At 45.4% G+C, this 6,275-nt stretch carries 8 protein-coding genes; 5 read left to right on the top strand and 3 right to left on the bottom strand.

The window, feature by feature from the left end; all coding sequences use genetic code 11:
• The 3 genes from RMO52_RS15460 to RMO52_RS15450 all read left to right on the top strand — a co-directional run.
• Positions 1–472: class I SAM-dependent methyltransferase (locus tag RMO52_RS15460; protein WP_310415852.1), on the top strand; the 472-nt coding region annotated here is incomplete at its 5' end.
• A gap of 39 nt (positions 473–511) precedes the next feature.
• On the top strand, positions 512–1,753 hold the full coding sequence (locus RMO52_RS15455) for a glycoside hydrolase family 10 protein (protein WP_310415850.1): 1,242 nt from the start codon (positions 512–514) through the stop codon (positions 1,751–1,753).
• A gap of 152 nt (positions 1,754–1,905) precedes the next feature.
• Entirely contained in the window at positions 1,906–2,160 is a 255-nt protein-coding gene (locus RMO52_RS15450; protein ID WP_309743857.1) for a TIGR03643 family protein, read from the top strand.
• 75 nt (positions 2,161–2,235) lie between these two features.
• Here RMO52_RS15450 and RMO52_RS15445 read toward each other — a convergent pair whose 3' ends face one another.
• Complete coding sequence (locus RMO52_RS15445; protein WP_309743855.1) at positions 2,236–3,081, bottom strand: M56 family metallopeptidase; 846 nt, start codon at positions 3,079–3,081, stop codon at positions 2,236–2,238.
• Positions 3,081–3,500 carry a BlaI/MecI/CopY family transcriptional regulator gene (locus RMO52_RS15440; protein WP_310415847.1) on the bottom strand — a complete coding sequence of 140 codons (420 nt, stop codon included), beginning with the start codon at positions 3,498–3,500 and terminating at the stop codon, positions 3,081–3,083. The genes RMO52_RS15445 and RMO52_RS15440 overlap by 1 nt, the downstream gene beginning before the upstream one ends.
• 128 nt (positions 3,501–3,628) lie before the next feature.
• On the opposite strand from RMO52_RS15440, the gene RMO52_RS15435 reads away from it, so the two are divergent.
• Positions 3,629–5,752: a TonB-dependent receptor gene (locus tag RMO52_RS15435; RefSeq protein WP_310415844.1), complete on the top strand. Its 2,124-nt coding sequence runs from the start codon at positions 3,629–3,631 to the stop codon at positions 5,750–5,752.
• Positions 5,753–5,828: 76 nt separating this feature from the next.
• Positions 5,829–6,005 carry a hypothetical protein gene (locus RMO52_RS15430; RefSeq protein ID WP_309743849.1) on the top strand — a complete coding sequence of 59 codons (177 nt, stop codon included), beginning with the start codon at positions 5,829–5,831 and terminating at the stop codon, positions 6,003–6,005.
• Positions 6,006–6,119: 114 nt separating this feature from the next.
• Here the strand turns inward: RMO52_RS15430 and RMO52_RS15425 are convergent, their stop codons facing one another.
• Complete coding sequence (locus RMO52_RS15425; RefSeq protein ID WP_310415855.1) at positions 6,120–6,272, bottom strand: TrkA C-terminal domain-containing protein; 153 nt, start codon at positions 6,270–6,272, stop codon at positions 6,120–6,122.
• Between the last annotated feature and the right edge of the window lie 3 nt (positions 6,273–6,275).

The raw sequence follows: 6,275 nt of genomic DNA, 5'->3' as shown, positions 1-6,275 counted from the left end.
ATTTACAGCCATCGATTTGGCACAATCGATGCTGATTATCGGTCAACGCAATGTAGAAGCGGCGCAACTAACTCAGCGGATTAGATTGGAACGGGTAGACTCCAAACGGATGCCATATCCCGATCTAGAGTTTGACATGATAGTTTCTAATAGTTTAGTCCATCATCTGCCCGAGCCATATTTACTATTTCAGGAGATTAAACGGCTCATCAAATTAGATGGGGCAATCTTAATTCGCGATTTAATCAGACCAGAAAACGATCGAGTTGTCAATGAGCTAGCTGCTAAATTTGGGAGTAATTACGATCCTCAGCAACAGCAGTTATTTCAAGACTCGCTCAAAGCAGCACTGACACTCGCTGAAGTCCGAGAATTAATCGATCGAGTCGGATTGATACAAGTAAAATTATCCCAAACATCCGAGTTACACTGGACGATCGAGCGTCAGAAAAATATAATCGATCGGATCTAAGGTAATATAATAAACCGCCAGCTATTTTTGTTAAGCTAAATGTTAAATCGCAAATTTTGGTTTGGATTGTGTGTGACACTCGGACTAATTCTTACATTAAATACCCCCGCAATTTGGTCGCGATCGCTGCTACCATCTAAATTGACACGAGAAATTCGTGGCGTGTGGATTACCAACGTCGATAGCGATGTCTTATTTACTCGCGATCGCTTAGCAACCGCGATTAAAGATCTCCGCCAACTTAACTTTAATACTATTTATCCAGTAGTCTGGAATTGGGGCTATACCACCTACCCGAGCAAAGTTGCCAAACGGCTCGTCGGTAGTAGTTTGATGCCCAAAAAATCGGCAGGAATTCTAATTAATAGAAAGCTAACTAAAACCGAAGGCTTAGAAGGGCGCGATGTCCTCAAAGAAATGGTAACTCAAGGTCACAAACAAGGTATTGCCGTCATTCCCTGGTTTGAATTTGGCTTGATGTTACCGGGCACTTCCGATCCGGCTGGCTCTGACTTTGCCAAGCTACATCCTGATTGGTTGACCCAAAAACAAGACGGTGGCACCCTCTGGAAAGAAGGCAAAGATCCGCGCGTTTGGCTCAATCCTTTTAAGCCAGAAGTTAAAAAATTTATCGTCGATTTAGTCGTCGAAGTAGTCCGTAAATATGATGTCGATGGAATTCAATTTGACGATCACTTTGGATTACCTTCTGAGTTCGGCTACGATAAATTTACAGTCGATTTATACAAACGCGAACATCAAGGCAAACTACCACCGACAGATTCCAAAAATGAAGAGTGGATTAACTGGCGTGCTGACAAAATCACCAACCTAATGCGCGAACTGTTCGTCGCAGTTAAAGCTGTCAACCCAAAAGCGATCGTGTCAATTTCACCAAATCCTCAAGGTTATGCCAAAAGCGCCTTCCTCCAAGACTGGGCAAAATGGGAACGTCAAGGCTTAGTTGAAGAACTATTAATTCAAGTTTATCGAGATAAGTTAGAGACATTTATTGGCGAACTCAAAAAGTCAGAAGTCAAGCTTGCTAGTCTCCATATCCCGGTGGGTATCGGTATCCTCACTGGCGTCAAACCCAAACCCATATCGATGCAACAAATCCAATCTCAAATCGCCGCCGTTCGCAAACAGGGTCTAGCAGGTGTATCTTTCTTCTTTTATGAAAGTCTGTGGAAATTGACTAACGAACCAGCCGCCACTCGTAAAGATGGATTCCGCCGCGTGTTTGCCCAGACAGTAGCTCGATCGACCATAATAAAGTAAGGCTTTAGGCTTTGGGCTTTAGGCTTTGGGTTTTAGGGGTTGTTTAGTTAACCAATCTTTAATTGGACAACGACAGACTGAGGTATCGATCGAGAGAATCATTACCTATTACCTATTACCCCTTACCTTTTACCTCTTACCTTTTAAATTCAATGGAATTACCTGAATTAGATTCCGAAACGATCGATCGAGTGCTGGAAATGGCTTGGGAAGATCGCACTACATTTGAAGCGATCGAGTTGCAATTTGGGCTGAGCGAACCTCAAGTCATCGCCTTGATGCGCCGCGAGATGAAAGCTTCTAGTTTTCGGATGTGGCGCAAACGCGTTACCGGGAGATCGACTAAACACGCCCATCGCCGCGACTTTATTGCCGGACGTTTTAAGTCCCAAAATCAGAAAGGTTGACAATTACAGCGGCTTAGCTCAGAGCCGCTGATGCAATTGATGATGCGATCGCGTGATTGGACTGTCTAGGAAATCTTAAATATGAAAAGGGATCGCCAATAGCGGGAATAATGCCAATAGGAGCCAAGCCCAAGACCAAATACTCGGGCGTTCGATCGCTTCTGGAGTAGTTAACAGAGCTTCAATCCGGCAATCGAGCCGATTTGTCGCATTCATCTGACTAAAAGCCGCAGCTAAGTATTCGGGGAAAACCGGAGTAGACTGCACGATCGATAGTAGTGCTTCGGCAACTAACAAGGGATCGGTCTGTGCGGATGCCCACCGATCGGCACGCAGCTCTCTTAACATTAACAGTTCCTGCCAGATCGACTCGGTTTGCGGCAGCCATCGCGTCATCTGGCGCACCCATCCCAACCAGAAAAAACACCAAGTATCTCGATACTGATAATGTGCCTGCTCGTGGGCTAAAACAGCCTCTAAATGCTCTGGGGCTAGGGTATCTAGTAACCCCTGCGTGATGACTAATTCTGGCTCCCAAAAACCAATTTGGGCACTATATGGAGTAGGGAGATCGATGAGGCGAACATTGTTGCTACTGAGTCGAACGATCGGATAAGTGCGAACCTGCTGCAACATCTGCCAGCCAGAGCCAGCTAGTTTGCACCAATAAAGTGTCGCCAATCCTAAAAAACCGATCGCCAGATCGTAACTGAGCCAATCATTACCCACCCACACCATCCGTCCGTGTGGCCCCATCCAAATAATCGCGATCGCACTGGTAAATAATAACAGTGGGGGCAATAAAAATAATGTCAGCGTCCGATCCCATCGATCGATCCAAGGAGTATGCGCCATTTCAGTCCAAGTGAAGCGCACACACCAAGCTAGACCGAAAATACTAAATAAGACGATCGAGTGCATTACTGTTCCTCCTTGGCTTGGCGGATGGCTTGGAGTTTTTGGGCGATCGCTTCAAGTTGTGCCATGCTAGCACGATCTAGATCGTCAGCAAAAGCGGCGACAACATCAGGATTACCCACTGCCAAAAATTGATTTAAATGTTCGTAAGCGGTGAGAGCTTGGGCTTCAGTTGCCGAAATCCGTGCTTGCCAAAGATAGCTGCGCTCCTGTTTATCGCAGGTGAGCCACCCTTTCTGGGTTAACCGATTGAGGATCGTTGAGACCGAAGCATATGCCAATTCACGATCGGGATCGCTCAAAATTCGATCGTGGATATCCTTGGCGGTAACTGTACCGAGTTCCCACACAATTTCGATAATTTCGCGTTCGAGGGAACCAAGGGCGAGTTGTTTGGGACGGCGATCTGGAAGCGGCACCATGAAATTTTAAAACGATATTTCTCCTACAATACCGCAATTTGCCCAGGGTGCTTGACGCTGTGTCATTTGACCTGCACTAGATGAATACGTTATGTATAGTGCGACCGAATTATGTAATCTCAAATCCAATGACTAGCGATCGCCATCGACTAACTATAAATGCAAGTAAATTATTTGCAACTTTTTTTCTCATGACGATCGCGCAAGCTACAGATCGACTTGCCGCTACAGCTACTATCCCGAACGACACTGTTGCAAAATCTAGTAGTGTCTTACTAGCCGATGGGAGAAACAACCGTCCCAAAGCTAAACATCAATCTCAAACCGAAATTGCCCAGGTACCACCGCCATCAGCCCTGCCAGCCCCAACACCCGCTTCAGCAGAACCAGAACTCACGATCGATGTTACTGGAGAGCGAAAATTATACTTACCAAAATCGACGCCAACTTACACGATCGATAGCCAACAAATCGAGCGGCAGGGATCGAAAAATGTTGCTGATACATTAAATAATTTACCAGGGTTTGCGATTAATAATGCTGGCTATGGGGCAGATATTCACACTGGCACTTATTATCGCGGTGCATCGATAAATCAATTTATCATTCTGCTCAATGGTCGCCCGATCGGCAATAATATTAATACTTATCATGGGGCAACAGATCTCAATAGTATTCCCGTCGATGCGATCGATCGGCTCGAATTATCTAGTGGTGCTAGTACTATTATCTACGGTTCCGAAACCTTTGGCGGGGTAGTAAATATTATCACCAAAACTTATCGGGGCACGCCGGAAACCAGAGTGTCGGCAGAACTTGGCTCTTATGGTCGTCAAGATTATCGAGCGAGTTATACTGGCGGCGATCGCAAATTAAACTATCGAATTGGGGTTGAAAAATATCGGATCGATAATAATTATAGTGTTCCCGTCGGTGCAGCCAATCGCGACCCGGCTACAGGTAAACTGACTAATGCTGATACCGACCTAATTAGCTATTCTGGTAATATTTCGGCGACAATTAACGATCGCAATCAGCTCGATTTCGATGTGACAAAAACTGCCAGTCGGCGGGGTTTGGTGTACTTTGGATTTCCCTTTCAACGCGACAGGTTAAACCATGATAACCTCAATTTAGGATTAAATTGGCGGTCTCAATTAGCCACCAACCAAACTTCGACACTCAATACCACGATCGGTTATACTCAAGATTATTTTGAAACTTTTGGCCCTAGCGGTAACAATAATCGCACGGGTACGCTCGATACTCAAGCCATCACTGGGAGAGTAGAGCATAACTGGAAAACTTCGGCGACTAATACGCTCCGCTGGGGTGGTGAAATTCAAAATCGTAAACTTAATGGCACCTCAACTAGCACCGTTCCCAGCCGGATTGCCTTTAATGAGGTCGAAAATCGCAACGTCTTCAATACAGCTTTATTTGCCGTCGATACCTGGAAACTTACCGACCGAGTTGCCGTAGATCTAGGCGTCCGCCAAAACTTTAACTCGCAATTTGGTAACTATCTCAATCCCAGTCTCGGCTCGCGGTGGGAAATCACCCCTAATCTCGCGCTCCGAGCATCTGTCGCTGGCGCACAACGCAATCCCGGACTCGACCAACTATATCTCTATGATACCGTCCACGGTTGGTTCCCCAATCCCAATCTCAAACCAGAAACAGGCGCAACTTGGACGGCGGGATTCGATCTGGCTGTGAGTCCTACCTCTACCGGGACGATTACCTACTTTGGCAGTAGTTTAAACGATCGACTGGCGACGCAAGCAATCAGTCCAACGGTTACGCAGTGGGCGAATATCGGGCAGGTAAGCACCAATGGTTTAGAAATTGGCTTCAAACAACAAATAACGCCGCAATGGTCGGCATTTGCCAATTACACGTACACAGATGCCAAAATTCAGACGGGTACAGAGCGAGGTTTACAACTATCGCTCATTCCCTATTCCGTCGCTCAAGTGGGTATCGGTTATGCCAATAAAGGTTGGGAAGTCAATCTGCTGACTAACTATAATGCGGGTATGCGCCGCGCATTTTTCACCAATCCCGGACAAGTTAGTACTGACTTTATCCCATCTTTCCTTAATTTGGATCTGGGCGCACGCATCCCTGTAAGTGAGCATGTCGGTATTAATTTGTATGTCGAAAATCTAGCCGATGTTCAGTACGAAAAAGTAAATCGGATTTACAGTCCAGGTAGAACTTATCGGGTTGGGGTTTCAGCTAATTTCTAGTCTATTTTAATTTATAATAATCGTGTAGAAAGCGCGATTTAGCAAAGTCACGCGTGCTTACTTTTGTAGTTAGTTTATGGCAAGAATTCGGACTAAAATATGCGATCGATGCCAACTCTCCGCCAAGGTTTTGTATCGCGTTCGGGTAGATCGATCGGGTGATTGGCAATTTGTCTGCGATGATTGCTGGCAACTGCTCGATCGAGATAATCCTGACTATGTTTATGGTGGTACTTGGAAAGCACGTAAATAAATCCGATCGCACTTATATTCAGAGATTATCAATGATAGTTTCTTGATGACATTTATCAAAACATCTCGATCGATAAAACAATTAATCGTCAAATTTAGCAACGCCGACGTTTGCTCAAAGTGGCAACCTGTCTAGATCCGATTTAGTCCCGATTACCACTAACACATCGTTCTGATGGAGCCGCCGATCTGGTTTTGGGTTGATATCAAAATTTTGAGACTGTCCGATTGCTAAAACATTAAGTCCATAATCGCTCCGCAGTCGCAATTC

The organism is Chamaesiphon sp. OTE_8_metabat_110 (assembly GCF_031382685.1).
Classification (GTDB): domain Bacteria; phylum Cyanobacteriota; class Cyanobacteriia; order Cyanobacteriales; family Chamaesiphonaceae; genus Chamaesiphon.
The sequence above is the reverse complement of the archived record's forward strand: the minus strand, read 5'-3'. Positions and strand labels throughout refer to the sequence as shown.

Coding starts and splice junctions, on each gene's coding strand:
- RMO52_RS15455 (WP_310415850.1), top strand. CDS start 512: ATGTTAAATCGCAAATTTTGGTTTGGATTGTGTGTGACACTCGGACTA.
- RMO52_RS15450 (WP_309743857.1), top strand. CDS start 1,906: ATGGAATTACCTGAATTAGATTCCGAAACGATCGATCGAGTGCTGGAA.
- RMO52_RS15445 (WP_309743855.1), bottom strand. CDS start 3,081: ATGCACTCGATCGTCTTATTTAGTATTTTCGGTCTAGCTTGGTGTGTG.
- RMO52_RS15440 (WP_310415847.1), bottom strand. CDS start 3,500: ATGGTGCCGCTTCCAGATCGCCGTCCCAAACAACTCGCCCTTGGTTCC.
- RMO52_RS15435 (WP_310415844.1), top strand. CDS start 3,629: ATGACTAGCGATCGCCATCGACTAACTATAAATGCAAGTAAATTATTT.
- RMO52_RS15430 (WP_309743849.1), top strand. CDS start 5,829: ATGGCAAGAATTCGGACTAAAATATGCGATCGATGCCAACTCTCCGCC.